The sequence below is a fragment of the Mesorhizobium sp. M0678 genome (genome assembly GCF_040320505.1).
GTDB lineage: Bacteria > Pseudomonadota > Alphaproteobacteria > Rhizobiales > Rhizobiaceae > Mesorhizobium.
On record NZ_JAMYPT010000001.1, the window covers coordinates 231,219 to 255,715 of the forward strand.

Here is a 24,497-nt window from a genome sequence, read left to right on the forward strand (position 1 = left end):
CCTTGTTCCCCGAACCGGAAACGAGACCTGTGTCAAATCTGCAAGCCTCAAAGTACTTTGGCGGCTAGAGGATGAATCAAGGCTGCTCAGGGTTGACGGCACCATTTCGCCCGCTTTTGGCGGCGCGTCAACTCACCACACATTACAGATGGTTACACGCGCACCTTGACATAGGTGCCGGGGGCTTCGCCTAGAACTTGCATATGCTCGCCCGGTTTGCGGGCCGGTACGCGGGTATTGTCCTTGGCTTCGATCCAGCGTTGCCAGTGCGGCCACCAGGAACCGGGATGGTCGGTGGCCCCGGCGAGCCACTGGTCGAAGTCGCCGGCCGGCTTGCCGCCGGTCCAGTAGTGATATTTCTGCGCTGCCGGCGGATTGACGACCCCGGCGATGTGGCCGGAGCCGGCCATGACGTAATCGACCTCGCCGCCGAAATATTTCGAGCCGAGGAATACCGACAGCGCCGGCGCGATATGGTCCTCCTTAGAGGCGAGGTTGTAGACCGGCATGGTAACGTCCTTCAGCGAAACCGTGCGGCCCGCCAGTTCCATCATGCCTTGCGAAAGCCTGTTCTCGAGATAGCAATTGCGCAAATAGAAAGAATGGTTGGCAGCGCCCATGCGGGTCGAGTCGGCATTCCAGTACAGCAGGTCGAAGGGCAGGGGATCCTTGCCGCGCATGTAGTTGTTGACGACATAGGGCCAGATCAGGTCGCCCGAGCGCAGCATGTTGAAGGCGGTCGCCATCTTGGTGCCGTCGAGATAGCCTTTTTCGTTCATCGCCTTTTCGACGGCCGCGACCTGTTCCTCGTCGACGAACACTTTTAGATCGCCGGCATAGGTGAAATCGACCTGGGTGGTGAAGAAGGTGGCGGATTTGATGCGGTGGTCGCCTTCCTGCGCCATCAGCGCCAGGGCCGCCGCCAGAAGCGTGCCGCCGACGCAATAGCCGATGGCGTTGACTTGCCTTTCGCCGGTGGCCTTTTCAATCGTGTCGAGGCCGTATTGCAGGCCCTCCCTGATATAGGCCTCCCAGCTCTTGGCGCCATGCCGCTCGTCCGGGTTGATCCAGGAGATGACGAAGACGGTGTGGCCTTGCTCGACTGCCCAGCGAATGAAGGATTTTTGCGGGTTGAGGTCGAGGATGTAGTATTTGTTGATCCATGGCGGGCAGATCAGCAGCGGCCGCTTGAGCACGGTGTCAGTCGCCGGCTCATATTGCAGGATCTCGGCGACGTCGCTGCGGCCGACCACCTTGCCGGGCGTGGTAGCGAGATTCTTGCCGATCTCGAAGGATGAATAATCGGCCTGCCGCAGCCTCAGGTCGCCCTTGCCGGCGGCGATGTCCTCGGCAAGCATCTTCATGCCGCGCACCAGGTTTTCGCCGTTCGAGGCGACAGTCTCGCGAAACAATTCCGGATTGGTCAGGATGAAATTCGACGGCGAGATGGCGTTGGACACCTGCCTGACATAAAAGCTGGCCTTATGGCGGGTGTGCTCGTCCAGGCCGTCGGCGTGCTCGACCAGTTCGGCCGCCCAGCGCGAGGTGACCAGATACGCCTGTTTGAGGAAATCGAAGAAGGCGTTGCGGCCCCATTCCGGGTCCTGGAAACGCTTGTCACCGCGCTCGGGCTTGACCGCGTCCTCGGCGTCCTCGGCGCCGGCGCCGATGCGCTGGACGGCGTTGGCCCAGACGGTCATGTAGCCGGAAAACAGCCGCGTTTGCGCCTCCAGCGCGCGCTGCGGGTCGGAGAGCCAGTACTCGGTGAGCTTGGAGAACGTCTTCACCATGTCGACGACCGGCTCGGCGACGTGATCGCGCACCTCGCCCTTTTCCCGCGGCTCGGCCCATGCCGAGGCGGCCTTGCCGGCCTGCTCGATCATGCGGGCCATGTTCAGAGCGAAGCGTTCCGGGTCCTTCACCAGATATTGCTCGACGGTCGAAGGTTGGTCATCTTCCGCTTTGCCCGAATCGGGTGTTTTGGACATGGTTCGCCGGGTTCCTCCCGAAGCGTTTTGTTGACATATTACCATGGGATATCGAACAGGGTCCAATGTGCTCTAACCCGGCCGCCAGGAAAACAATATGACGATTAATATTGGCAAGAACGTTTTTTCCGGCACTGGTCGTTTTTGCCGCATGGCGCTCGTCCTGTTGGCGATGGCCGGTTGCACGAGCAGCAACATAGAAGGTGCGGCGCCCGCCACCGGCCTTGTCGGCGCGAAGGACACCGGTTCCTATCCGAACCTGAACATCCGGCCGCAGGTGGCGGCCGAGCAATTCACCGACGAGGAAAAGAACGCCAAGCTCGCCCAACTGAAGGCCGAGGAGCAGAGCCAGGCCGCCAAGGGCGGCGGCGTCAAGGTTGCGGACCAGGCAGCGCTGGACCAGCTGGCAAAAAAACACGGCGCCGAGGCGCTGAAGCAGATCGAAGGCAAATGCGACCCCGCTCTCGACCCTAGTTGCAAATAAGCTTATACGCGCGACCGCAACCTCACTGTCTGGAACTGCCATGGAAGAATTTCACAAGGTCCGCCGGCTTCCGCCCTATGTCTTCGAACAGGTCAACCGGCTGAAGGCCAGCGCCCGTTCGCGCGGCGCCGACATCATCGACCTTGGCATGGGCAATCCGGACCTGCCGACGCCCAAGGCCATCGTCGACAAACTCTGCGAGGTGGTACGCGATCCGCGCACGCACCGCTATTCGTCGTCGCGCGGCATTCCGGGCCTGCGTCGTGCCCAGGCCAACTACTATGCCCGCCGCTTCGGTGTGAAGCTCGACCCGGACAGCCAGGTGGTGGCGACGCTCGGCTCGAAGGAGGGCTTTGCCAATATGGCGCAGGCGATCACCGCCCCCGGCGATGTGATCCTGTGCCCCAACCCGACCTATCCGATCCATGCGTTCGGTTTCATCATGTCGGGCGGCGTCATCCGCTCGCTGCAGGTCGAGCCGGACGACGGCTTCATCCCGGCGTTGGAGCGCGGCATCCGCCATTCGATCCCGAAGCCGCTGGCACTGATCCTCAATTATCCATCCAACCCGACGGCACTGGTCGCTTCGCTCGATTTCTACAAGGAGGTGGTGGCCTTCGCCAGGAAGAACGACATCATCATCCTGTCGGATCTTGCCTATTCGGAGATCTATTTCGACGGCAATCCGCCGCCTTCGGTGCTGCAGGTGCCGGGCGCCATAGACGTCGCCGTCGAGTTCACCTCGATGTCGAAGACCTTTTCGATGCCGGGCTGGCGCATGGGTTTTGCGGTCGGCAATGAACGGCTGATCTCGGCGCTGACGCGAGTGAAATCCTATCTCGACTACGGCGCCTTCACGCCAATCCAGGTGGCGGCGGCGCATGCACTCAACGGCGACGGCGCCGACATCGCCGAAGTGCGCGACGTCTACCGCAAACGCCGCGATGTCATGGTCGACGCTTTCAGCCGCGCCGGCTGGACCATTCCCGCACCGGCGGCTTCGATGTTCGCCTGGGCGCCGATCCCGGAGCCGTTCAAGCACCTGGGCTCGCTTGAATTCTCCAAGCTCCTGATCGAGCACGCCGACGTCGCGGTGGCGCCGGGCGTCGGCTTCGGCGAGCATGGCGACGATCACGTGCGCATCGCGCTGGTCGAAAACGAGCACCGGATCCGGCAAGCGGCGCGCAACATCAAGCGCTTCCTCGCATCCAGCGCCAAGCAGCCGAATAACGTCGTGCCGCTCGCCGCGCATCGCTGATTTTCTACACATGAACCGACTGAATGGGGCGTCGCCGGACATGGCTGAAGCGTTGCGTGTTGGAATTGCCGGGCTCGGCACCGTCGGTGCGTCGGTCGCCCGCGTGCTACGCGACAAGGCGGCCGAACTGACGCGGCAGTGCGGGCGCGACATCGTCGTGTCGGCGGTTTCGGCCCGCGATCCCAAACGCGACCGCGGCGTTGATCTTGGCACAGCACAGTGGTTCGACGACGCCGTCAAGATGGCGCAGACCGCCGAGATCGACGTGTTCGTCGAGCTGATCGGCGGCGACGAAGGCCCATCACGCTCGTCCGTCAAAGCGGCGCTCGAGGCCGGCCGACATGTCGTCACCGCAAACAAGGCGTTGCTTGCCAAACACGGGGTGGCATTGGCCGAGATCGCCGAGAGGAAAGGCGTGCTGCTCAATTACGAGGCGGCGGTGGCCGGCGGCATTCCGGTCATCAAGACAATGCGCGAGGCGATGGCCGGTAATTCGGTGACCCGCGTTTTCGGCATCCTCAACGGTACCTGCAACTACATTCTGACGCGCATGGAAGCCGAGGGCCTGTCTTTCGATGCCTGCCTGAAGGATGCGCAACGGCTGGGCTATGCCGAAGCCGACCCGACCTTCGACATCGAGGGTCACGACACCGCGCACAAGCTGTCGATCCTGACCAGCCTTGCCTTCGGCACGAAGATCGCCGCCAACGATATCTACATGGAAGGCATCTCCAACATCAGCCAGGCCGACATCCGCGCGGCCGGCGATCTCGGCTACCGGATCAAGCTGCTTGGCGTCGCCCAACGCACCGAAAGCGGCATCGAGCAGCGCGTGCACCCGACCATGGTGCCGACGGCCTCGGTCATCGCGCAGGTGCACGGCGTCACCAATGCGGTGGCGATCGAAACCGACATCCTCGGCGAATTGCTGCTTTCCGGCCCTGGCGCCGGCGGCAACGCCACCGCGTCGGCGGTGATCGGCGACATTGCCGACATCGCCAAGAGCCGGCCTGGCTTCCAGCATGGTCCGGTCTTCGGCCGGCCGGCGAAGGAATTGAAGCCTTACAAGAAAGCGCAGATGCGCAGCCATGCTGGCGGTTATTTCATCCGGCTGACCGTACACGACCGCCTCGGCGTCTTCGCGGCAATAGCCAAGCGCATGGCCGACAACGACATTTCTCTGGAATCGATCGTCCAGCATGCCGCCGGGCCGGAAACCGAGGCACAGAAGACGGTTATCCTCGTCACCCACGAGACGACCGAGGCGGCGGTGCGCAAGGCCGTCGACGGCATCACCAGGGACAGCCTTCTGACCGACAAGCCGCAAGTCATCCGCATCGAGCGGGCCGGATAGCAGTCTCACATTTTGCGTTTAATCGATTGATATTGCTGCGCTTTCAAAAAGGTCCAGCGCAGGTCTTGCTGTTGTCACGGGGCTTTGACACAAGAAGCGCGTCTCTGGCGGGAGGCTAATGCATGTCGCCCAAAAGTGTGCAGCGGTTTTGGGACAACGACATGCATAATAAAAACAAAGTGCCAACGAGGATTGTCCATCGATGAATGTGGCCCAGAACATTGTCGCCGGCCTCGACCGGATACTGACCATGGAATTGGTGCGCGTCACCGAACGCGCCGCGGTCGCGGCCGCCAGATTGCGCGGACGCGGCGACGAGAAGGCCGCCGACCAGGTCGCGGTCGATGCCATGCGGCAGGAGCTCAACCGTCTTGCCATCAACGGCACGGTGGTGATCGGCGAAGGCGAGCGCGACGAGGCGCCGATGCTCTATATCGGCGAGGAGGTCGGTACCGGCAAAGGCCCGGCTGTCGACATAGCGCTCGATCCGCTCGAAGGCACGACGATCTGCGCCAAGAACCTGCCCAACGCATTGGCCGTTATCGCCATTGCCGAAAAAGGCAGCCTTTTGTTCGCGCCGGACGTCTATATGGACAAGATCGCGATCGGCCCGGGCTATGCCAACGGCATCATCGACATCGATGCCTCGCCGGCCGAAAACATCGCCAGCCTGGCCAGGGCCAAGGGCGTGCCGGTGGCGGAGATCACCGCCTGTATTCTCGACCGGCCACGCCATGGCGCGTTGATCGAAGCCGTGCGGGCGACCGGAGCCGCAATCCGTCTGATCGGCGACGGTGATGTCGCCGGGGTCATCCATACCACCGACCCGGACGAGACCGGCATCGACATCTATCTCGGCACCGGCGGCGCGCCGGAAGGCGTGCTCGCAGCTGCCGCCTTGCGCTGCACCGGTGGCCAGATGCAGGGCAAGTTGATCCTCGATACGCCGGAAAAGCTGGCGCGCGCCGCCAAGATGGGCATCTCCGACCCTAAACGGATCTACCACACGCAAGACATGGCACGCGGCGACGTGCTGTTTGCCGCGACCGGCGTCACCGACGGCAATATGCTGGCCGGCGTCAAGTTCGGCCGCAATTTCATCACCACGCACACGATCGTCCTGCGATCGTCATCGCGGACCGTGCGCGAAATCAAGGCCAGGCACCAGGATCTGGAAAAGTTTTGATTTCGACTCAGTTAGCCGTTGCATACTGTGCGCAATGACAAATTGCAGACGGCGCGTCACGTGACGGGGGAAAGACGCTTTTTCCTCGATGTCAGGCAGTCGGCCACCGGCGTTTCCTGGGAACACCGGCTGACCGAGCGTCAGGACATGGCCGCGCTCGCCATCGCGCAAGGGTATGGCGTGCCCGATATCGTGGCGCGCGTGCTGGCCGGGCGTGGCGTCACCGCCGAGCAGACCGAGCAGTTTCTGGATCCGACCATCCGCAACCTGCTGCCCGACCCGGCATCGCTGACCGACATGGACAAGGCCGCCTCTCGCATCGCCCAGGCGGTGATGGCCAGGGAAAAGGTGGCGATCTTTGGCGACTACGATGTCGACGGCGCCGCCTCATCGGCGCTGCTCAAGCGCTTTCTCGCGCATTTCTCGGTGCCGTCGGAGATCTACATACCGGACCGCATCTTCGAGGGCTACGGCCCCAATCCGGAAGCGATGCGCGAACTCGTTTCGCGCGGCGCGACGCTGATCGTCACCGTCGATTGCGGCACCAATAGTGCTGCTTCCATCGACGCGGCGAAGGCCGTCGGCGCCGACGTCGTGGTGCTCGATCACCATCAGGTCGGCGGGCCGTTGCCGGCGGCGACTGCGGTCGTCAACCCCAATCGCGAGGACGACCTTTCCGGCCAAGGTCATCTTTGTGCCGCCGGTGTCGTCTTCCTTTGCCTGGTGCAGACCGCGAAGATTCTGCGCAGCCGCCTGCCGGATGCCGCACCGCCGGACCTGCTTGGCCTGCTCGATCTGGTAGCGCTTGGCACCGTCTGCGACGTGGTGCCGCTCACCGGCATCAACCGCGCCTTCGTTGTCAAGGGGCTGCAGGTTGCGCGGCAGCAGAGGAACGAAGGGCTGGCGGCGTTGGCGCGGGTCTCGCGTATCGGCGAGCCGATCAACACGTTCCATCTGGCCTTTCTGATCGGTCCGCGCATCAACGCCGGCGGGCGCATCGGCGACGCAGCACTTGGCAGCCGCCTGCTTGCAACCGACGACCCGGTCGAAGCCCGCACCATCGCCGAGACGCTGGATCGGCTCAACCAGGAGCGGCAGTCGATGGAGCAGGAGATGCTGGCCGCGGCGCGCTCAGAGGCCGATGCCGAGCTTGCTGGCGGCAATGGTCCGGCCATCGTGGTCACAGCCAGCAGCAACTGGCATCCTGGCATTGTCGGCCTGCTTGCCTCGCGGCTCAAGGACCATGCAAGACGGCCGGCCTTTGCCATCGCCTTCAACGCCAATGGTGTCGGCACGGGGTCAGGCCGTTCAGTGTCGGGCTTCGACCTCGGCCGGCTGGTGCGCGAGGCCGCCGATGCCGGGCTGATCGTCAAGGGCGGCGGCCACGGAATGGCGGCCGGCATCACTGTCGAGCGGGCGAAGCTCGGCCAACTCAGGGCTTTCTTCGAAGAACGCGCGGCGGTGGATGTGTTCCGGCTGCAAGGCGAGGAGAGCCTGGCGATCGACGGCGCGCTTGCCGCCGAGGGCGCGACGCTTGCGCTGCTCGATGCGCTTGAGAAGGCAGGGCCGTTCGGCGCCGGGCATGTTGCGCCGGTGTTCGCGCTGCCGCGCCACCGGCTTGTCGATGCGCGGGCGGTCGGCAGCAACCACATCCGCGCCGACCTGCAGTCGGAAAGCGGCGGCCGCATCCAGGCGATCGCCTTTCGCGCCGTCGACACGGCTCTTGGCGAATTCCTGTTCAAGAACAGGGGTAAGCCGGTGCATGTCGCCGGCTCGCTGTCGGGCAACCACTGGAACGGCAACCGCACGGTGCAATTTCGTATCGTCGACGCGGCGCTTGCCTGAGAGCTCGCTGCCGCCCTGCCTAAGCGAGGACGGTCTGCAGCCGGGTCAGGTCGCCGATCTGCGCCATCGTTGCCTGGTAGCCGATACGGATCGCTTCGTCGGCGCGGTGGAATTCGGTCAGGCCGATATGGCTGAGCTTCGGCTGCAGCGATATGTCCGGCGGGTCGCCGGCCAGCCTGGCGCGCGAAATGCGGTCCTGGATGATGTTGAAGGCCTCGACCATGACGCCGGTAATGCCGAGCCGCGTCTCGCGTGACTGGCGTTCAGGATCGGCGTGGCCGGCCCTCGGCGCGTCTTTCTCGATGACCAGCTCGCCGGCATTGTGCTTGATCACCGCGGCGCGGCCGAACAGATCGTAGTGAAGGTTCACCGCAACTACGAGCGGCTGCTCGTAGGCACGGCAGACCGAGACCGGCACCGGATTGACCAGTGCGCCGTCAACCAGCACACGCCCATTGCAGGCGACCGGCTCGAACACGCCGGGCAGCGCGTAGGAGGCGCGCATTGCGGTGCTCAACGAGCCGCTCGACAGCCAGATCTCATGGCCAGTGCGGATTTCCGAAGCGACGCAGACGAATGGTTTTGGCAGGTCCTCGAAGCGGATGCCGGCTATGTGCTCGCGCAGCCGCGCATCGAGCTTCATGCCACCGAACAGGCCGCTGCCGCGTAGATTGAGGTCGAGAAGGCCAAAAATGCGCCGCCTGGTCAGGCTGCGCGCGAATTCTTCCAGCTCGTCAAGCTTGCCGGCAACATAGCAGCCGCCGACCAGCGCGCCGATCGAGGTGCCGGCGATCATCGACACTTCGATGCCGGCTTCGTCAAGCGCGCGCAGCACGCCGATATGCGCCCAGCCGCGCGCACAGCCGCCGCCCAATGCCAGCGAAATCCCTGTTTTGCCCGGAGATTTGGTTTCGGATGCGCCCGCGGCCGAGGAGAGGCCATTGGCCTCCCGAACGTCAGGTCTGTTGCGCAATGACGCCCAGTCGAGCATCACAATCTCCCTTGTCCCACGGCCATCCTATAGGCGGGCCGTATCGAAATCATGAATATACGTGGCTGAAGTGCTGCGAATGGTTCATATTGATGGTGTATTGCGCTTTCGATACGTTTTTTCCGCATCGAACAGCGGCTTGCTGCCGTCGCTGGCAAGTGTCCCTTTGCCATCGCTCAGCCCCACCGTCCGATAAAAGCATGAACGTCGGCCGGTGTGACAAGTTGCTTGGTGACCCAGCACTTTGACGCGCAACCATATCGCGTCCTGGTCACAATCCGTGAGCATCTCGACAACCTCCTGGACATTGCCCGAGGTTTCGCCCTTCTTCCACAGCGCGTTGCGCGAACGCGACCAGTAGTGCGCGATGCCGGTCTCGAGCGTCAGCGCCAGCGCCTCGGCATTCATGTGCGCGACCATCAGCAGCATGCCGTCTTCGGCATCGGTGACGACGGCGGTGACGAGGCCGCCGGCATCGAAGCGCGGCGAAAGGACCGTGCCTTCCTCAAGCGCCTTCTTGTCTGAGGGAGCTTTCGGGAACTCCAATGCCGACATTCGCCGGTCCTTATTTAACTAAGGTGGGGCGGGTCTGATCAGTTCCGCCGCCGCGCACCATGGTGACGAAGCGGACCTGCTCTTCGGGTGTATCCTTGAAGACGCCGGTGAAGGTCGAGGTCAGTGTGGTGGAGCCCTGTTTGCGGATACCGCGCATGGCCATGCACATATGCTCGGCCTCGAGCATGACGGCGACGCCACGCGGATTGAGCACGTCCTGGATGACCCCGGCAATCTGCGCCGTCATCGCTTCCTGGGTCTGCAGACGATGGGCGAAGATGTCGACGACGCGGGCGATCTTGGACAGGCCGACGACCTTGCCGTCCGGCAGATAGCCGACATGCGCCTTGCCGATGATCGGCACCATGTGGTGCTCGCAATGCGAGTGGAACGTGATGTCCTTGACGATCACGAGGTCATCGTAGCCGGCGACTTCCTCGAAGGTGCGGCCGAGTTCCTCGGCCGGACACATGTCGTAGCCGTTGAACATTTCGCGGAACGCCTTAGTGACGCGCTTCGGCGTGTCGATCAGACCCTCGCGGTCAGGGTTGTCGCCGGTCCAGCGCAGCAAGGTGCGCACCGCGGCTTCGACTTCGGCCTCGCTTGGCCGGTCGGTGACCGGCTTTTCCATATAGGCCGACTGCGGCATGAGTTTCTTGATAACGGCGTCCATAAAGGCGTCTCCCGTAGTTCCTCTCTCAGGAGGAACGAGTTGAACGGACCACGACCTTTCGGGTGTTAGAAACTCGCCCGGTTTCCAGCCCGTAAGTGGCGTGAACAGATTTGGGCATGACGAGGTTTGTGGTCGCCTTGTCGATACCCGACTACCGCCATTATATATGTTCGTGCCGAGCGAAAGGAAGACGCCAGAGCGGCAATCGCTGTTCGCTGGGCGGCGACGGATTGGAAAAATATGATCGACGATGTCTACAATGCGAAAATTCTGGGTTTTGCCGGAAATATCGCACGGATCGGCCGGCTCGACCGGCCCGACGCAACCGCACGAGCACATTCCAAACTGTGTGGCTCGACAGTGACCGTCGATCTGAAGATGGATGACGGCGTCGTCAGCGATTTCGCGCATGACGTGAAAGCCTGTGCGCTTGGCCAGGCGTCGTCTTCGATCATGGCGCAGCATGTCGTCGGCGCCAGTGCAGAAGAATTGCGCAGCGTGCGCGAGACGATGCTGAAGATGCTGAAGGAAAATGGCCCGCCGCCCGAAGGCCGCTTCGCCGACCTGAAATACCTGGAGCCGGTGCGCGACTATAAGGCGCGCCACGCCTCGACCATGCTGACCTTCGACGCAGTGGTCGATGCCATCGGCCAGATCGAGAAGAAGCGGGCGGAAGAGGCGGCTTAAACCTTGGCGAGAAAACGCCGGCTTTCGGCGAATTCCGCCCGGACCCACTCGGCAAAAGCCCTGGCTGGCTCGGAAAGGTCATTCAGCCTTCTGGCCACTAGCCAATAGGCGCCCGACGCGACGTCGATGTCGAAAGGCTTGATCAGCGCGCCGGACGCAAGTTCTTCGCCGATCTGCAAAAGATCGCCCAGCGCGACACCATGTCCAAGCAAGGCTGCCTGCTTCGAAAGCGAAGCATCGGCCAGCATCGGGCCGCGCGCAGGCACGGCATCAGCCGTCACGCCCGCCGCTTCGAACCAGCGCGCCCAAGCCTGACGGTTTTCTTCGTGCAGCAATGTATAGCGACCAAGGTCGATCGGCTTTTCCAGAGCTGGGCCGGATGCAAGAAGTGCCGGCGACAGAACTGGGGAATCGACGACCGCGGCAAGCTGTTCGGCTTCGCTGCGTGGCCATGAGTTGGCGTGCGCACTGAAACGTAGGGCAAGTTCGGGCTGATCGCTGCGAAACTCTATCAACCTCGGGTCGACCTCAAGGGAAACGTCGATGTCGGGTCGCAACTCGCGAAACCGGTTGAGCCGCGGCACCAGCCATACGGATGCAAGCGATGGCTCGACGCTGACACGTACCACGGACTGCGTCGGGGCTGCCGTCAATTCCGAAAGCAGCCTGTCGATGCCCTCGAAACTTCTGACCAACTGATCGAGCAGCCGCCGGCCGGTGTCGGTCAACTCGACGCGGCGATGATGGCGGAAGAACAAAGGTTGGCGCAGGAAGGTTTCGAGCTCGCGGATCTGTCGGCTGATCGCCGCCTGCGAAACATAAAGCTCCTCGGCCGCACGGCTGAAGCTCAGGTGACGACCGGCTGCTTCGAAGCTTCTGAGGGCCGTCAGGGGGAGGTGTCCGCGCTTCATTCGCATAACTCAGAGTTATCTGACGTGGACGTTATACTCGTTTGAAGAGCAAGGCCAGCGGCGCTCTAATCGGTGCTCAAGGAGTGCCGCCATGATCCAGTTTCTCAACATTCTAGGCGATGTCGTGCGGATCGCGACGTTTCAGTGGTACGACGAGAAACCGCATAGGGATTGGTGCGAGGAGAGGCCGCCGACCAGCGTCGCCGTATGTCGAAGGCCGACGCCCGACCACTACCCGGTTCGCCGTACCAGGCCATGACCGGATTGCCGGAACGGCATTGCGTTCCTGGCCCGATGCGCACATCTATCGCGTAGGGAAACGCGATGTGGAGACTGCGGTGGTCGGCCAACATCGGCAAGCGCACGGCGCCAGACCGATTCGACAAGGACGCAATTGGCCCGGCCCGTGGCGCAAGACGCCGGGCCGCGTCTTCGGCACGTCGCTTGTCCGACTCTACCAGCTGACGCTGTCCGGCTTCGTCGGCAATTCCTGCCGGCATCTGCCGACCTGTTCCGAATACGCGCACGAAGCGATCGCCCGCCACGGGCTGTGGGCCGGCGGCTGGATGGGGTTTTTCCGGGTGCTGCGCTGCGGACCGTTCGGCACGCACGGCATCGACCGGGTGCCTGAGGCACTGGCTGATCGCTACCTCTGGTTCACGCCATGGCGGTACTGGCGGATCGGGAAAAAACGTGGCGACCTGGACAGTTGACCGCAGCTGTGCGGTGCACAAAGGGATCGCTTTTTACGATCTGTTAGGGTTAACCGCAGCTTGCGCTGACATAGCGCATTTGAGACAAAATCGAGACAAGACACCTCGCTAAGCCGCTCCTGACACCCTTCAGGAGAGATTACCAAATGCGCCGGATAGATCGTCTTCCCTTCGTTTTCGCCGTGGTTCTCTATGTCCTGGCGTGGCTGATGGGTTTTCCGATCCGTGCGCAATCGGCGCCGCTCGGGGACGTCGAATGCACGCTGATCGTCGACGCCGCAAGCGGCGAGACGCTGTATCGCCAAGGGACCTGCGATCAGCGCTTCAGCCCCGCCTCGACATTCAAGGTTCCGCTGGCGCTGATCGGCTATGATGCTGGAATCCTGAGCGACGAGCATACGCCAAGCTGGGAGTACAAGGCAGAGTTCAATGCCCCGAAACGGGACCGCAAGACCGTCGACCCGACGATCTGGGAAAGGGATTCGGTCCTTTGGTTCTCACGCGAGATTACGCGCCGGCTCGGCAGCAAACAGTTTGCCGGCTATGTGTCCAGATTGGACTATGGTAACACCGAAGTCTCCGGCACTGCCGGCAAGAATGACGGCCCCGCCCATTCCTGGGTGAATTCTTCGCTCAAGATATCGCCGGTCGAGCAGGTCGATTTCCTGCGCAAGCTGCTGGCGCGGAAACTGCCGGTCTCGGACAAGGCCCATGCGATGACCAGCGCGATTGTCCCGACCTTCCGGGCAGGCGGCTGGACGGTGCAGGGTAAGACCGGAACGACCAGGCTCGGCGACAGCGCCGACAAGCGCTCGCTTGGCTGGTTTGTCGGCTGTGCGCAGACCGATGCTCGCAAGATCGTCTTTGCCCGCCTGGTAGTCGATACGAAACGTTCCGACACGCCAAAGGGGCTCAAGACGCGGGCGATGTTCCTGAAAGATCTGCCGAATCTCCTCAGGTGACCTACATCCGGCTTTACGGCACCGAAAACTGCCCATAAAAGACCGCTCGCCGCCGGACGCATCCGGCTCTTACTGATGCATGTCGTAGCCCCAAAACCGCTAAGCAGTCTTGGGCGACATGCATTTCACCACCCGCGCTCGTTTGCGGGACTGGATAGGAGAATCTTATGTTGAATTCCGTTTCCCTGACATTTCCCGATGGTTCCGTTCGCGATTACGACGCGGCGATGACCGGCGCCGGCCTGGCGGAATCGATCTCGAAGTCGCTGGCCAAGAAGGCCGTTGCCTATTCGATCGACGGCACGCTGCGCGATCTTTCCGACCCGATCGGCAAGTCCGGCAAGGTCGAGATCATCACCCGCGAGGACCCGCGTGCGCTGGAGCTCATCCGCCACGATGCAGCCCATGTGCTGGCCGAAGCCGTGCAGGAACTTTGGCCGGGAACGCAGGTGACCATCGGGCCGGTGATCGAAAACGGGTTCTACTACGATTTTGCCCGCAACGAGCCGTTCACGCCCGACGATTTCCCGGTGATCGAGAAGAAGATGCGCGAGATCATTGCGCGCAACAAGCCGTTCACCAAAGAGGTCTGGTCGCGCGAAAAGGCGAAAAGGATCTTTGCCGACAAGGGCGAGCGCTACAAGCTCGAGTTGATCGACGCCATCCCCGAGGATCAGGACCTCAAGATCTATGCACAGGGCGACTGGTTCGATCTTTGCCGCGGCCCGCATATGGCCTCGACTGGCCAGATCGGCAACGCCTTCAAGCTGATGAAGGTCGCCGGCGCCTATTGGCGCGGCGACAGCAACAACCCGATGCTGACCCGCATCTACGGCACGGCCTGGGCCGACCAGGCCCAGCTCGATGCCTATCAGACGATGCTCGAGGAAGCCGAGAAGCGCGATCACAGGAAGCTCGGCCGCGAGATGGACCTGTTCCACTTCCAGGAGGAGGGCCCTGGCGTCGTCTTCTGGCACGCCAAGGGCTGGAGGATGTTCCAGAACCTGGTCAACTACATGCGCCGCCGCCTCGACGAGCAGGGCTACCAGGAAGTCAACGCGCCGCAAGTGCTCGACAAGAGCCTGTGGGAGACGTCAGGCCACTGGGGCTGGTACCGGGACAACATGTTCAAGGTGACGGTTGCTGGCGACGACACCGACGACGACCGGGTGTTTGCGCTGAAGCCGATGAACTGCCCCGGTCACGTCCAAATCTTCAAGCACGGGCTGAAATCCTACCGCGATCTGCCGGTAAAACTTGCGGAATTCGGCAATGTGCATCGCTATGAGCCGTCCGGCGCGCTGCACGGGCTGATGCGCGTGCGCGGCTTTACCCAGGACGATGCGCACATCTTCTGCACCGAGGAACAGCTCGCCGACGAGTGCATCAAGATCAACGATCTGATCCTCTCGACCTATGCCGATTTCGGCTTCGACGAAATCACCGTCAAGCTGGCGACCCGCCCCGAAAAACGGGTCGGCACCGACGCGATGTGGGATCATGCCGAGGGCGTGCTGCAGGACGTGCTCGACAAGATCGCCGCGCGGTCGGGCAACCGGATCAAGACGGGCGTCAATCCGGGTGAGGGCACGTTCTACGGGCCGAAGTTCGAATATGTGCTGAAGGACGCCATCGGCCGCGACTGGCAATGCGGCACCACGCAGGTTGATTTCAACCTGCCGGAACGGTTCGGCGCCTTCTACATCGGCTCGGATTCGGAAAAGAAGCAGCCGGTGATGGTGCATCGCGCCATCTGCGGCTCGATGGAGCGTTTTCTCGGCATCCTGATCGAGAATTATTCCGGCCATTTCCCGCTCTGGTTCGCGCCGCTGCAGGTGGTGGTGGCGACGATCACTTCCGATGCCGACGATTACGCCCAAAAGGTCGTTGCGCAGCTGAAGGCGGCGGGGCTGATCGCCGAAGCCGATCTGCGCAACGAGAAGATCAACTACAAGGTCCGCGAGCATTCGCTGGCCAAGGTCCCGGTCATCCTCGTCTGCGGCAAGCGCGAGGCCGAGGAAGAAACGGTCAATATCCGTCGTCTCGGGTCGCGCGACCAGGAATCACTCGGCCTCGCAGCCGCCGTGAAGCTGCTTGCCGATGAGGCGGTGACACCCGACCGCAAGCGCCGCGCGGCCTGAACCAGCCGACCAGCAACGAATGGCGGTGGAGCGATCCACCGCCATTTTCATATGCCTGTCACGCCGCGCGCCTATCTGGCAAATCGATCGACGTGCGCGTCGGCGATGTGCTGGCGCGACGCATGCGCAAAGCAGCCTAGAGGGGCGCGCCTCAGTCGGCGCCTTCCTCGGAATCGATGGCCGAAGCCTCGGTGGCCAGAACCTCGATGTCCTGGTTGTGCCCAGCCACCACCGTAAAATCCTTCTGGTAGATGCGGTCGCGGTTCTTGGCGATGATGGTGTAGTCGCCCTCGGCCAGCACCATCGAGGCAAAGGCGCCGACGGTTTCCTTGATCGGATCGCCGGATTCGTTGAGCAGGGACCAGGAGGTGTCGGCGATCGCCTCGCCGCCTGGTTCGCGCACCAGCTTCATGGTCATCTCGGCGGCACGGTGCTCGACGGTCGCTTCGGTCAGCTTGCCGGCCTCGACGCGGATGTCGGAGCGGATGACCGCGTTCACCGCGCCATAGGTCGACACGACGTGGTAGGTGCCGGCATTGAGCCGCACGACGCTGTTCGGCTCGACATCGGGTATGATCAGGGCGCGATCGCCATCGGCCGCGGCGTGGCTCTCATAGATCGAGAAGCGCAGCTTCTTCGGCGGTATGCGTACCCCGCCGGACAGCACGGCATCGAGCTTGAGGCCACCGGCATCGAGCACGAGGCTCTCGCGCTTGGCTTCCTTGCCGACGGTGATGCGCTTGGTGGCGCCGGCCCGCCCGTAGGAGGCGTGGACCAGATACGAACCCGGCTCGAGCTGGAATATGGCGGTGCCGCCATGAGCGGAGGCGACCATCGGCAGCTTGCCGTCGCTGGCCGATTCGGGCTTGAAGACGCGCCAGACTATGCCGCGCGTGATGTCGGCGCCCTTGTCGGTCAATTGCGCCGACAGCGTGATCGCCCCGCTGCTGCCCAATGCCAGCGATGTCTCGCTTTTCGGAGGCGCATAGCCCGAAATTCCGGGAAGCTTCAGCTCGCCGAGGCCGTCCACATCCTGGGCGACGGCAAGCGAAACCGGCACCATCAACAGTGCGGCAGCGAGCCATATCAGGAAAAGACGCAATGTCCCCTCAAACATGCCTTGCGTTGAAGCCCAAGGCGGTGGCAATTTCAAGGCTTAAGAGTCCGGTCGGCTTCTGCTACAGGGCTCTTTGTCCGGCGCGCCGCGCCAATGCCCAAGCCGCCCGATGTCCCGATGGTGCGCTTCAGCTCAAATTCCAGGAGACTTGCGCCCATGGCGTCGCCGATCATCGATCTTCTGCTGACCCGAAATTCCGCGCCGATCCCGGATTTGAAGGAACCGGCACCGGGCGATGCGGAGATCGCGACGATGATCGCCGCCGCCTCGCGGGTGCCGGACCATGGCCGGCTGGAGCCTTGGCGTTTCATCCTTTATCGCGGCGAGGCCCGCATCGAGATCGGCAAGAAGCTGGCAGAACTTGCCGAACAGCGCGAAGGGCCGCTGCCGGAAGGCCGGCGCAACCAGGAATTGGCGCGCTTTTCGCGGGCGCCGCTGGTCATCGGCGTGATTTCTATCCCCAGGGAAAATCCAAAGATCCCGCAATGGGAGATGTTCCTGTCCGGCGGCATGGCGGCGATGAACCTGATGCTTGCCGCCAATGCGCTGGGCTACGGCACCAACATGATCAGCAACTGGTATTCCGACGTGCCCGAGGGCAGGGCGATCCTCGGCCTGGCGCCGCATGAGCGGGTCGTCGGCTTCGTCCATATCGGCTCCTACCAGGGGCCAGCGCCGGAACGACCGCGGCCCGATCCGGCAAAGCTCTATGCCGACTATTCGGGGCCGTGGGTGGGATAATTTTCGCGCGGAACAGACCCTAAGCGTCAAGCCCCGCTGCCTTGGCTCGCGCCAGGAGCCGTTCGGCGAGCTTGAGATGCGGCCGATCGTACATCTTGCCGTCGATGCCGACGACGCCGGGATTTCCTGCCGCCTCGAACGCCTCGACGATCGCCAGGGCGCTTTTCACCGCTTGCGCCGAAGGTGTGAAGGCGGCGTTGATGACCGGCACCTGCGCCGGATGGATCGCCATCTTGCCGGTGAAGCCGTCGCGCTCGGCCTCAGTGCATTCGGCCTCGAAGCCGGCCATGTCGCGAAAGTCCGGAAAGACGGTGTCGATCGCCGCGACTTCCGCGGCACTTGCGGCAAGCATGGTCATGGTGCGGGCGAAGCGGAACACATCCGTGTAGCGGCCGTTCCCGTCGCGCGTCGCGCGTGCGCCGATTGCCGCCGACAGATCTTCCGCGCCCCAAGTGAGGCCGGCAAGCCGCGCGCTTGCCTTGGCGTAGGTTGCAGCGGCCATTACGCCGGCTGCGGTTTCGGTGATGATCGGCAGGATCCTTATCGCGCCATCCGGCAGGCCGCCTTCGGCTTCGTGCACCCTGAGCTTGGCCGAGAGATGCTGGACATCCAGTCCGCTGTTCGACTTAGGCAGCATGATGCCGTCTGGTTTCACCGGCACGAGCGCCGCCAGATCGTCGTCGGTCAGTCCGGTCGAAAGATCGTTGACGCGAACATAGATCGCGGAGCTGGTCCGGTGCCTGTGCGCGGCGATAAAACGCGCCGCTGTGTCGCGCGCCAGACCTTTGTTCTGCGCGGCAATCGAATCCTCGAGGTCGATGATGACCACGTCGGCGCCTACGCCAAAGCCCTTCTCCAGCTTCTTTTCCGAATCGCCGGGAACGAAGAGCAGAGAACGCATCGGCTATGCCTTTTTCATCATCATGGCTTGCCTCGTGCATTTGGCAACCAGCACATCGTTCTGGTTATAGGCGCGGTGCTCGAACTCGACGATACCGCGGTCCGGTTTCGACCTGGAATCGCGCACCGAAACCACCGTGGTCTCGACGCGAATGGTGTCGCCATGGAAGACGGGGTGCGGAAACACTGTCTCCTTCATGCCGAGATTGGCGATGGTGGTGCCGACGGTGATGTCATTGACCGAGATGCCGATCATCAGGCCCAGCGTGAACAGCGAATTGACCAGCGGTTTGCCCCATTCGCTCTTCGCCGCGAAGTCGAAATCGATGTGCAGCGGTTGCGGGTTCAGCGTCATCACCGAAAACAGCATGTTGTCGCTTTCGGTCACGGTCTTGCGCAGCGTGTGCTTGAACACATGGCCGACAACGAACTCCTCAAGGTAAAGTCCGGCCATTGTCGATCTCCTCCGCTGCTTAAGGGTTGATAGGCGTTGCATACCGGGCTCGCAAGCCAGTTAACGAACATGGTGAACCGTTCGTAAACCATTTGTGCCTACGGTCTCCACCAGGGTCAGAAGCGTTCTGGCAAGGGGCGTAAGCAGGCGACATGGTCGTTTCGCATTTCCTGAAATGGATCCATACGGCGAAGGTGTCGGAGCGTGCTGCGGCGGCAAGCGCGCTGGCTCGCGCCTATGTCGACTCGGAGCTGCCTTTCGAGGACCGCTGCGCTGCCGAGGCGGCGCTGACGTTGCTGCTCGATGACGTATCGTCGAAGGTGCGGCTGGCGATCGCCGACGCGCTTTCCATGAGCCATCATGCGCCGCCGCAGATCGTCAGCGCGCTGGCCTCGGACCAGCCGGAAGTCGCAGCCTTGGTGCTGGCGCGCTCGCCGCTGCTCACCGATGCCGACCTGATCGATCGGGTTGCCGGCGGCCAGAAAGCGACGCAGAAGGTGATCGCCGACCGGCCGCGTGTCTCGATGTCGGTTGCGGCGGCGATCGCCGAGATCGGTGAGCCGGAGGCTTGCACCACGCTGCTCGCCAACAGCGGCGCCGACATCGCATCCGTCAGCTTTCGCCGCATGGCCGAGCGGCACGGCCATCTGCCTCTGGTGCGCGAGGCGCTGATCGCCGACACCCGGCTGCCCGCCGACTGCCGGCATATGCTGCTGGTCAAGCTCGGGGAGATGCTCAAGGGGTCGCCGCTGGTGCTGGCGCTGATGGGCGCCGCCAGGGCCGAGCGCGTCACGCGCGATGCTTGCATCAAGGCTTCGCTGACGCTGATCGAAGGCACGCGGACAGAGGAACATACCGCACTTGTCGAACATCTGCGCCTGCGCGGCGACCTGACCGCAAGCTTCGTCGTCCGCACCATTGCGCACGGCAAGGTCGACTTCTTTGGTTCGGCGCTGGTCGCGCTCAGCCAACAGTCCGAACAACGGGTGAGAGCACTGCTGGCCGGCGGGCATGACATAGCGTTGCAGGCACTGTTCCGCAGCGCCGGGCTTGCCGCCGCCACCCACGCCATCATCCTGCGCGCGCTGAAGGTCTGGCGCGAGGTCGCCAATGGCAAACGCCTCGCCGGCGTCCAGGAAGTCAGTTGGCTGATGCTGAAGGAATTGGGCGGACAGTCCGCGGAAGGCGATCTCGCCGGGCTGGTCAAATCGATCCATCTCGACGCGCTGCGCGAGAACGCACGCGGGCACGCGCTGGCGATCGCTGCTGCCTAAACCCGGTCTTTCGCGAAAAAGTCCGGAAAATCCTCAATCGCGGCGGCGATGATGCGCAGCGAGGCGGCGGTCTGCAGCATTTCGGCTGCGACGCTGCGCTCCGCGATGCCAGCTGCATACTGCCTGGCGACCGCGACGGTCGCCGTCTGCGGCTCGCCGGGCCGCCTGAACAGCAGTTCGCGTGCCAGCCCGCGCAGGAAATTGGTGATGGAAAGTGCTGTTTCAGGCGGGATCGCGGAACTTTGCTGCGCGTTGCGCAGCCGCAGGATTTCGAGGCCGACGGTAACCGCAGCTATGCCGTCGCCGAGAACCGCGTCGCCTTTCTTGCCGGCGTTCTGCAGCAGTGGCATCAACTGGTTGATCCGGTCGTAGGCAAGGCTTTCGAAGGCCGATCGCCGCGGCAGGCGGTCGTGCAGGCAAAGGCGTGCAAGATCTTCGCGCATTGTTTGCAGGATGCGGTTGACTGTAACCCAGGGGTCGGCGGGCAGCACGACGGCGAAGACGCCGATCGCCAGAAGAATGCCGACAAGGACCGCTGCCGAATTGGCGAGGAACGGCTCCGGATCGTAGGTCATGACCTGATGTGGGCTGAGGAAGGCGAGGAAATTGATCGCAAAGGCCGTTGCCACGCCGACATAGCGCGGATTGGCCATGCCCAGTGCCGCTGGCACCAGGATCGGGACGACGAAAACCGCGAACCAGCCAAAGCCCGGCAGCGCTGGAAGTGCTATCTGCCCGACCACAAACGCGAACGGCAGGGCGAGCAACGTGCCCTCGAAGAAGTTCCATGCCGACCGGATCGGATCGGCGCGCGCGGCGAACAGGCTGGAGACAACGGCGACCAGAATGACCGTGCCCGTCGCGTCCGACCATTTCGTCGCCAGCCAGAAGCCGGCGACCAGGAGCGTGGCGATAGCTGCGCGCACGGCATTGCGCGATGCCGCACGGTAATCGCGGTGCACCACCAGCGCCGGCTGCCGCCGTTCGCGACTGGCACGAGACGGGGGAGAGCGGAGTGCATCCAGGCCGCGCAGCACTTGCTGCATTGCCTCGGCGAAGTCGGCGGCAATGGTTAGGCGGGTGACAGTGCCAGCCCAGTCAATGTCTTGCCCGGCCGCGATGTCAGGCATCTGTCGCGCCTTGCCGGCGATTGCGTCGAGCCGCACCACCCAGGGCGCCATATCGTCCAGCGCGCCCGGCTTGGCTACCAGTTCGCCGACAACAGCCTGCAACTCGGCGCGAACGGGGATGAGGGCTGCATTCTTCGGCGCGGCGTGGGCATGCAGCGCACGCGCCGCTGACAGGGCCGACAGAAGCTGGCCGATGGTACGCCGGACCGGATAGGCGCGGGTGGCGAGGCTCGGCCCCTCCAGCCTTGCGTAGGTGCGCATCTCGCCGAGCGTTTGGACGTCGCCGATCAGCTTGCGGTGCAGCCCGGCAAGCTTTTCCGCATCGCCGCCGGAAAAAGCGCCGTCCGCATAGGCCGCCAGGTCGAGAATGCTGCGTTTCAGTCTTGAGATGATGGCGTCGGCGGCCAGTTTCGGCAGGATCAGCCGGCTGGTCAGCGCAGCGCAGACGATACCAAGCACGATTTCCGCGCAGCGCGCCACGGCGAGATCGATGACGAGGTGCGGCTGGCCGAAAGCCGGCAGGCCGATGATCATCGCGGTGTAGCCGGCAAGCGCCGCGCCATAGGCTTCCGGATTGCGTAGCAGCGACGAGACCAGCGAGCAGATGCCGATCCAGACGGCAAGAACTGCAACCAGCAACCACGGGTTGGCATCGAAAACAGTGGTAATGCCGATCGCCGCCAGCGCGCCGGCAAGCGTGCCGAGGAGACGATAAAACCCCTTCGCCAGCACCATGCCGGCGACCGGCTGTGCGACGATGAACACCGTCATCATCGCCCATTGCGGGTGGTCGAGCTTCAGCGCATAGGCGGCCAAAATCGCGATGAGGCCGGCCGAAACGGTGCGCAGGGCAAAGATCCAGTCCGAGCGCGTCGGCCGCGTCAGGCCAGCGATCCGCGTGCCGATATCGTCCTTCAGCCGCGCCCAGGTCAAGTGCTCGTCTCCAGCTCAGAAGGCCAAGCTAGCGGCGGGAGCTCAGATATCCAGCACTTCCGTCTCGGCGAATTCCGCGCGTTCCTGGATGAACCGGAAACGGGCCTCGGGCTTGGTCCCCATCAATGCGTCGACCGCATCCTTGGTCGCCGCCTCGGCATCGATAACGTCGACCCTGAGCAGCGTGCGCTTTTTCGGGTCCATGGTGGTTTCCTTGAGCTGGGCGGCCATCATTTCGCCCAGCCCCTTGAAGCGGCCGATTTCGACCTTGCCGCGCCCGGTGAATTCGGTGCGCAGGAGTTCGTCCTTGTGCGCGTCGTTGCGGGCATAGGCGACCTTGCCGCCTTGCCGAATCGAATAAAGCGGCGGCACCGCCAGATAGAGATGGCCGCCGCGGACCAGGCTTGGCATCTCCTGGTAGAAAAAGGTGATCAGCAGCGAGGCGATATGGGCGCCGTCGACGTCGGCATCGGTCATGATGATGACCCGGTCGTAACGCAGGTCCTCGTCGCGATATCTCGAGCGCGTGCCGCAGCCAAGCGCCTGGATGAGGTCGGATATCTGCTGGTTGGCGGCAAGCTTGTCGCTGCCGGCGCTGGCGACGTTGAGGATCTTGCCGCGCAGGGGCAGCACCGCCTGGCTGGCGCGGTCGCGCGCCTGCTTTGCCGAACCGCCGGCCGAATCGCCCTCGACGATGAACAGCTCGGCACCGGCGGCGGCATTCTGCGTGCAGTCGGCGAGCTTGCCGGGCAGGCGCAGCTTGCGCACCGCGCTCTTGCGCGACACTTCCTTTTCCTGGCGGCGGCGCACCCGCTCGTCGGCGCGCGCGATCACCCATTCGAGCAGTTTCGAAGCTTCCTGCGGATTGTCGGCCAGCCAGTGGTCGAACGGGTCGCGGATGGCGCTTTCGACGATGCGGATCGCCTCGATCGTCGCCAGCCTGTCCTTGGTCTGGCCGACGAATTCCGGTTCGCGGATGAACACCGACAGCATGCCCGCCGCCGAGATCATCACATCCTCGGAAGTGACGATCGAGGCGCGCTTGTTGCCGACCAGGTCGGCGTAGGCGCGCAAGCCGCGCGTCAGCACGTTGCGGAACCCGGCCTCATGCGTGCCGCCCTCCGCGGTCGGGATGGTATTGCAATAGGAATTGATAAAACCGTCGCCGCCGAACCAGGTCACCGCCCATTCGAGCGAACCGTGGCCGCCCTGCTTCTCGCTCTTGCCGGCAAACATTTCACGGGTCACCTGGAATTCGTCGCCGAGCGAGGCTTTCAGATAATCCTTGAGGCCGCCCGGAAAATGGAATTCTGCCTTGGCCGGCGTCGTGTCCTTTTCCTTGATCAGCGACGGATCGCAGGTCCAGCGGATTTCGACACCGCCGAACAGATAGGCCTTTGACCGCGCCATGCGGTAGAGCCGCGCCGGCTCGAAAGCAGCACCCTTGCCGAAAATCTGCTCGTCTGGATGGAAGCGGATCTTCGTGCCGCGGCGGTTGTGCACCTCGCCGAGCTGCTCCAGGCCGGTCACCGGAACGCCTCGCGAGAAGCGCTGGCGATACAGCTTGCGCCCAATCGCGACCTCGACCTCGAGATGGTCGGACAGCGCGTTGACCACGGAAACGCCTACACCGTGCAGGCCGCCGGACGTCTCGTAAACCTTGCTGTCGAACTTGCCGCCTGAATGCAGCGTCGTCATGATGAGTTCAAGCGCCGGCTTCTTGAATTTCGGGTGCGGATCGACCGGAATGCCGCGGCCGTTGTCGGTTACGGACAGGTATCCGTCTGCGGAAAGCTCGACATCGATGAAGGTCGCATGGCCGGCGACCGCCTCGTCCATCGAATTGTCGATGACCTCGGCAAACAGATGGTGCATCGCCTTGTCGTCGGTGCCGCCAATGTACATGCCCGGGCGGCGGCGCACCGGCTCCAGCCCCTCCAGCACTTCGATATCGGCGGCACTGTAGCTCTCGCTGGCGTCGCGGGGCGCCGGCCGCTTCGCCGCCTGCACAAGCGGATCGGCCGGTCGCGCGGCGGCGCGAGCCGGCTGCGGCTGCTTGTCCAATTTGGCGAAAAGATCGTTATTGTCGTCCATGCCGATCCTGGATTCCGATGCTGCGAATCACCACCCGATACTGCCACGCTTTTCGCGGGCAGGCGACGGAGGTTCCTGTTACGTTCGAGGATAGAGCCTCTTACTG

The 24,497-nt window shown here is 63.3% G+C and carries 22 protein-coding genes; 12 read left to right on the forward strand and 10 right to left on the reverse strand.

Annotation, left to right across the window (positions count from 1 at the left end; translation table 11 throughout):
- Nucleotides 1-152 precede the first annotated feature (152 nt).
- Entirely contained in the window at nucleotides 153-1,988 is a 1,836-nt protein-coding gene (gene phaC / locus NKI29_RS01095; RefSeq protein ID WP_352754815.1) for a class I poly(R)-hydroxyalkanoic acid synthase, read from the reverse strand.
- A 97-nt stretch (nucleotides 1,989-2,085) separates the two neighbouring features.
- Between phaC and NKI29_RS01100 the strand changes: the two genes are divergently transcribed.
- From NKI29_RS01100 to recJ, 5 genes are all read left to right on the forward strand, one after another.
- Nucleotides 2,086-2,472, forward strand: coding sequence for a hypothetical protein (locus NKI29_RS01100; RefSeq protein WP_023678887.1), 387 nt, complete (start codon nucleotides 2,086-2,088; stop codon nucleotides 2,470-2,472).
- 40 nt (nucleotides 2,473-2,512) lie between these two features.
- The gene (locus NKI29_RS01105) at nucleotides 2,513-3,730 is read left to right on the forward strand and encodes an LL-diaminopimelate aminotransferase (protein ID WP_023678886.1); all 1,218 of its coding nucleotides are present in this window, start codon (nucleotides 2,513-2,515) and stop codon (nucleotides 3,728-3,730) included.
- A 40-nt stretch (nucleotides 3,731-3,770) separates the two neighbouring features.
- A complete protein-coding gene (locus NKI29_RS01110; RefSeq protein ID WP_352454459.1) occupies nucleotides 3,771-5,084 on the forward strand; it encodes a homoserine dehydrogenase in 1,314 nt (437 codons plus the stop codon).
- Nucleotides 5,085-5,286: 202 nt separating this feature from the next.
- Nucleotides 5,287-6,270: a class II fructose-bisphosphatase gene (glpX, locus tag NKI29_RS01115; RefSeq protein ID WP_352754813.1), complete on the forward strand. Its 984-nt coding sequence runs from the start codon at nucleotides 5,287-5,289 to the stop codon at nucleotides 6,268-6,270.
- 60 nt (nucleotides 6,271-6,330) lie between these two features.
- On the forward strand, nucleotides 6,331-8,115 hold the full coding sequence (recJ, locus tag NKI29_RS01120; RefSeq protein WP_352568835.1) for a single-stranded-DNA-specific exonuclease RecJ: 1,785 nt from the start codon (nucleotides 6,331-6,333) through the stop codon (nucleotides 8,113-8,115).
- 19 nt (nucleotides 8,116-8,134) lie between these two features.
- Here the strand turns inward: recJ and NKI29_RS01125 are convergent, their stop codons facing one another.
- The 3 genes from NKI29_RS01125 to folE all read right to left on the reverse strand — a co-directional run bounded on the left by NKI29_RS01125 (nucleotide 8,135) and on the right by folE (nucleotide 10,334).
- The gene (locus NKI29_RS01125; RefSeq protein ID WP_023678882.1) at nucleotides 8,135-9,106 is read right to left on the reverse strand and encodes a patatin family protein; all 972 of its coding nucleotides are present in this window, start codon (nucleotides 9,104-9,106) and stop codon (nucleotides 8,135-8,137) included.
- 84 nt (nucleotides 9,107-9,190) lie between these two features.
- Nucleotides 9,191-9,661, reverse strand: a complete 471-nt coding sequence (gene hisI / locus NKI29_RS01130) for a phosphoribosyl-AMP cyclohydrolase (RefSeq protein WP_352568834.1) — start codon at nucleotides 9,659-9,661, stop codon at nucleotides 9,191-9,193.
- A 10-nt stretch (nucleotides 9,662-9,671) separates the two neighbouring features.
- On the reverse strand, nucleotides 9,672-10,334 hold the full coding sequence (gene folE / locus NKI29_RS01135) for a GTP cyclohydrolase I FolE (protein ID WP_023678880.1): 663 nt from the start codon (nucleotides 10,332-10,334) through the stop codon (nucleotides 9,672-9,674).
- 240 nt (nucleotides 10,335-10,574) lie between these two features.
- Between folE and NKI29_RS01140 the strand changes: the two genes are divergently transcribed.
- On the forward strand, nucleotides 10,575-11,021 hold the full coding sequence (locus tag NKI29_RS01140) for an iron-sulfur cluster assembly scaffold protein (protein WP_023678879.1): 447 nt from the start codon (nucleotides 10,575-10,577) through the stop codon (nucleotides 11,019-11,021).
- Here NKI29_RS01140 and NKI29_RS01145 read toward each other — a convergent pair.
- Nucleotides 11,018-11,932 carry a LysR substrate-binding domain-containing protein gene (locus NKI29_RS01145; RefSeq protein WP_352568833.1) on the reverse strand — a complete coding sequence of 305 codons (915 nt, stop codon included), beginning with the start codon at nucleotides 11,930-11,932 and terminating at the stop codon, nucleotides 11,018-11,020. The genes NKI29_RS01140 and NKI29_RS01145 overlap by 4 nt on opposite strands.
- A 91-nt stretch (nucleotides 11,933-12,023) precedes the next feature.
- Here NKI29_RS01145 and NKI29_RS01150 point away from each other — a divergent pair, with 91 nt between their 5' ends.
- The 4 genes from NKI29_RS01150 (at nucleotide 12,024) to thrS (ending at nucleotide 15,748) form a co-directional block, all read left to right on the forward strand.
- On the forward strand, nucleotides 12,024-12,191 hold the full coding sequence (locus NKI29_RS01150) for a hypothetical protein (protein ID WP_352568832.1): 168 nt from the start codon (nucleotides 12,024-12,026) through the stop codon (nucleotides 12,189-12,191).
- Between the two features lie 79 nt (nucleotides 12,192-12,270).
- Entirely contained in the window at nucleotides 12,271-12,645 is a 375-nt protein-coding gene (yidD, locus tag NKI29_RS01155) for a membrane protein insertion efficiency factor YidD (protein ID WP_352454656.1), read from the forward strand.
- 146 nt (nucleotides 12,646-12,791) lie between these two features.
- On the forward strand, nucleotides 12,792-13,607 hold the full coding sequence (blaOXA, locus tag NKI29_RS01160) for a class D beta-lactamase (RefSeq protein WP_352795386.1): 816 nt from the start codon (nucleotides 12,792-12,794) through the stop codon (nucleotides 13,605-13,607).
- Nucleotides 13,608-13,774: 167 nt separating this feature from the next.
- Nucleotides 13,775-15,748, forward strand: a complete 1,974-nt coding sequence (gene thrS, locus NKI29_RS01165) for a threonine--tRNA ligase (protein ID WP_352795388.1) — start codon at nucleotides 13,775-13,777, stop codon at nucleotides 15,746-15,748.
- A 151-nt stretch (nucleotides 15,749-15,899) separates the two neighbouring features.
- On the opposite strand, the gene NKI29_RS01170 is transcribed toward thrS, so the two are convergent.
- On the reverse strand, nucleotides 15,900-16,865 hold the full coding sequence (locus tag NKI29_RS01170; RefSeq protein ID WP_023678874.1) for an RgsD C-terminal domain-containing protein: 966 nt from the start codon (nucleotides 16,863-16,865) through the stop codon (nucleotides 15,900-15,902).
- Between the two features lie 156 nt (nucleotides 16,866-17,021).
- Between NKI29_RS01170 and NKI29_RS01175 the strand changes: the two genes are divergently transcribed.
- On the forward strand, nucleotides 17,022-17,606 hold the full coding sequence (locus NKI29_RS01175) for a nitroreductase family protein (protein WP_352568828.1): 585 nt from the start codon (nucleotides 17,022-17,024) through the stop codon (nucleotides 17,604-17,606).
- A 19-nt stretch (nucleotides 17,607-17,625) separates the two neighbouring features.
- Here the strand turns inward: NKI29_RS01175 and NKI29_RS01180 are convergent, their stop codons facing one another.
- Both NKI29_RS01180 and NKI29_RS01185 read right to left on the reverse strand, forming a co-directional pair.
- Nucleotides 17,626-18,507 carry an HpcH/HpaI aldolase/citrate lyase family protein gene (locus tag NKI29_RS01180; RefSeq protein WP_352587953.1) on the reverse strand — a complete coding sequence of 294 codons (882 nt, stop codon included), beginning with the start codon at nucleotides 18,505-18,507 and terminating at the stop codon, nucleotides 17,626-17,628.
- A gap of 3 nt (nucleotides 18,508-18,510) precedes the next feature.
- Nucleotides 18,511-19,002, reverse strand: coding sequence for a MaoC family dehydratase (locus NKI29_RS01185; protein WP_502894602.1), 492 nt, complete (start codon nucleotides 19,000-19,002; stop codon nucleotides 18,511-18,513).
- A 110-nt stretch (nucleotides 19,003-19,112) separates the two neighbouring features.
- On the opposite strand from NKI29_RS01185, the gene NKI29_RS01190 reads away from it, so the two are divergent.
- Complete coding sequence (locus NKI29_RS01190) at nucleotides 19,113-20,234, forward strand: DUF2336 domain-containing protein (RefSeq protein ID WP_352795390.1); 1,122 nt, start codon at nucleotides 19,113-19,115, stop codon at nucleotides 20,232-20,234.
- On the opposite strand, the gene NKI29_RS01195 is transcribed toward NKI29_RS01190, so the two are convergent.
- Nucleotides 20,231-22,297: an FUSC family protein gene (locus tag NKI29_RS01195; protein WP_352795392.1), complete on the reverse strand. Its 2,067-nt coding sequence runs from the start codon at nucleotides 22,295-22,297 to the stop codon at nucleotides 20,231-20,233. The two genes, NKI29_RS01190 and NKI29_RS01195, sit on opposite strands and share 4 nt — an antisense overlap.
- Before the next feature lie 42 nt (nucleotides 22,298-22,339).
- Nucleotides 22,340-24,391, reverse strand: coding sequence for a DNA topoisomerase IV subunit B (parE, locus tag NKI29_RS01200; protein WP_352795394.1), 2,052 nt, complete (start codon nucleotides 24,389-24,391; stop codon nucleotides 22,340-22,342).
- Nucleotides 24,392-24,497: the final 106 nt, after the last annotated feature.